The sequence below is a fragment of the Curvivirga aplysinae genome (assembly GCF_009711445.1).
Classification (GTDB): domain Bacteria; phylum Pseudomonadota; class Alphaproteobacteria; order UBA8366; family Aestuariispiraceae; genus Curvivirga; species Curvivirga aplysinae.
Genome location: NZ_SMMC01000032.1, coordinates 1 through 2661, shown reverse-complemented (window position 1 = coordinate 2661; position 2661 = coordinate 1). Strand labels below are relative to the sequence as shown.

Here is a 2661-nt window from a genome sequence, read left to right as displayed (position 1 = left end):
ACGAATAAAGGCAGGGCAAACGTAGGTGATAAGGCGGGCAGTAGAACGCCGCTTCGCGATAGCGAATAGACCAAGTATAAGGAGCATGGACGAAGTCAAGCGCTCTAAAATCTGGCACCAGAAACCAATGTATATAAAGGGTGTTAAAGAGACGGTTTTGGTGTGTGCTGTGCGTAAGCTCATCACTCTCTATAAAAACAATCAACCAAACTGTCTCTTCATGCGCAGTAGTATAGGATGAGCGGTAGGGGGGGGCTCAAGACTATAATTCATCTTAAGTCGAAAGGCAGCTTAGCAATCAAAATATAACTTTGATAATGTAATTAATAAACGGCCTGGGAAATATGGAATAAGAAGAAATTTAATTCACCGATTGTTCCCATTTAGGGACAGTATTTGTTTGCAGCCTGTAGTATTTTGTGAATATAGCAAATTTTCTGAATTTCAATTTTTAAAGAGGGTAGCTGATGAGAAAAGTACTTTTGGTCGATGATGATGCAAATCTGTTATCCGGGCTGAAGAGGCATTTTCGGAAGAAATATAGTCTTTTCACAGCTACGAGTGGTGCAGAAGCTTTAAAGATTGCAAATGAAAACGAAGATATTGCTGTTGTTGTAAGCGATATGAGTATGCCGGAAATGACCGGTTTGGAATTTTTAAAGAAGCTGAAAGTTCAAAACAAATCTATTATTGGCATTATGTTAACGGGTAATATAGATCAGCAAACAGCTGTGGACGCCATTAATGAAGGTGAGATTTTTAGGTTTCTTAAAAAACCTTGTGATTCAGAAGCATTATCCAAAGTGATTGATGCAGCTATCAAACAATTTAATCTGATTAACGCAGAGAAAGAATTATTGGAATCAACTCTTGCCGGAAGTTTGAAATTCCTTGTGGATTTGTTTGCTTTCACTGCTCCACGTGAGTCTGCCCACGCGGGGCAGGTTCGTGAATTGGTGATGCAATATCAAAAGAACCTATTGTTAGAAAATTTCTGGCAAGTGAATCTAGCTGCGATGCTATTACCATTTAGCAACTTTATTGCCTCAGAAGAATTACAAGAAAAACGTCGACAAAAACTGCCTTTAAATGCGGAAGATATTCAGGAAGCGAAAGATAGTTTGGGCGTTATGAATGGGTTATTGCAAAATATCCCTCGTGTGAATGAAGTATCCTCACTAATCAATGATAACGGATTATTTGATCTTGAAGGTGTTGTTCCTCAAAATATGGAAAGTCAGCTATTAACGATTGCAAATTATATTGTCAGTGAGACTAGCAATGAAACTTTTCTCTCTACTAAGAAACAAGAGTTTCTAGATAAATTTAAAGGGTTTGATGAACGTATTTTAGATACGGTTTGGCATTATCATGCTAATAACGCCACCGCAGAGGATGTGGAAACCATCTCCTTGCCAATAGGCTTATTAGAAGCGGATTATCGCCTGATGGAGGATTTGATATCTGACGCAGGGCGATTGCTTCTCGCCAAAGATACAGTCATTTCGGCAGCACATCTAAAGAAAATAGAAAAAATTATTGAGGTTGAAAAAATCTCAAACCCTATCACTGTGCAGCGTCAGGTTTCTGGTTAAGATAGAGGTAAGGCGTTTGTCTGTAATTGTGGTGTTAACAAGACCGTACGAATGAGAGATAATTGGCTGTTCGTATTGGTTTTTAGGAATATGCGTTTAAGGTAAGTTCTTGCAGAGCTATCTGTTAAACCGACCTTATCAGCCGCATCTTTTAGGTTCTGTCCATTCACTAAATGGTGAAGCAAACGTGCTTCGGATGGTGGCAGAGAATATAGGGATTGTAATGTCTCAACGGATGGCGCGATATGCATATCTGGATCAGATAACAGAAGGCATAGATCGTCTGTATCTTCAAAGCCCGATGCAATGATCGTCAGCGATGTATCACTATTTTCTTTTTCTAATGAAATTGCAGTTTCTTCAGCTAAAGGCACTTGCAGTATTTCTGCTATTTTATCGCGATGGTTAGCTTGAACTGCGCGTAAAATGTCGTCTCGATCAATAGTGACTGTATCCGCCTTGTTGCATATTTCTTGACCATATTTATTAATCGATGAAATTTTTCCAGATCTATCACATATAATAACCCCAACAGATAAGCGATCTAGGGCTGCTTTGTGATACACATCGGAAGTTGGTGTTCTTGAGCTGACTTCTGTCTTTTTCTCCAGTGAGTCAAAAATACAGCTTTGCAATTCTTCATTATCACATGGTTTCGTACAGAAACGGAAAATTTCAGTGGTATTAATAACTTGAGCTACAACTTCTAAATCCGCCGTACCAGTTAACATGATTATTTGAGTTGTAGCATCTATCTCATGAATTTTTTGAGCTAATTGGATACCGTTTAACTGAGGCATACTGTAATCAGTGACCACAACATCAAATGCGTTTGCTTTCTGCATTTCAATGGCTTCAAAGGGGTTAGCAGTAGATTGTATTATCCAGTTATTTTTATTTGATCGTAGAGTAGATCGAATGATCCCATCTAATAAAAGTTTTTCATCGTCTACAAAAAGAATACGTGGTTTTGCTGACATTCTACACTTTCGCTTTTGATCAAAGATTGGCGAGTGAAGGTCAGTCCTCAAATGGGGATGGATATCAAACAGCCAATTCTATTATT

General features: G+C 38.5%; 2 protein-coding genes. One reads left to right on the top strand and one right to left on the bottom strand.

The annotated features are described in order from the left end of the window. Positions 1–467: 467 nt before the first annotated feature. The gene (locus E1160_RS00255) at positions 468–1595 is read left to right on the top strand and encodes a response regulator (protein WP_155152989.1); all 1128 of its coding nucleotides are present in this window, start codon (positions 468–470) and stop codon (positions 1593–1595) included. Here E1160_RS00255 and E1160_RS00250 read toward each other — a convergent pair. Further along, on the bottom strand, positions 1592–2575 hold the full coding sequence (locus tag E1160_RS00250; RefSeq protein WP_155152988.1) for a DNA-binding response regulator: 984 nt from the start codon (positions 2573–2575) through the stop codon (positions 1592–1594). The genes E1160_RS00255 and E1160_RS00250 overlap by 4 nt on opposite strands. Between the last annotated feature and the right edge of the window lie 86 nt (positions 2576–2661).

What these genes read in the sequence shown, in the direction of transcription:
- E1160_RS00255 (WP_155152989.1), top strand. Translation starts at nt 468, where the DNA reads ATGAGAAAAGTACTTTTGGTCGATGATGATGCAAATCTGTTATCCGGG.
- E1160_RS00250 (WP_155152988.1), bottom strand. Translation starts at nt 2,575, where the DNA reads ATGTCAGCAAAACCACGTATTCTTTTTGTAGACGATGAAAAACTTTTA.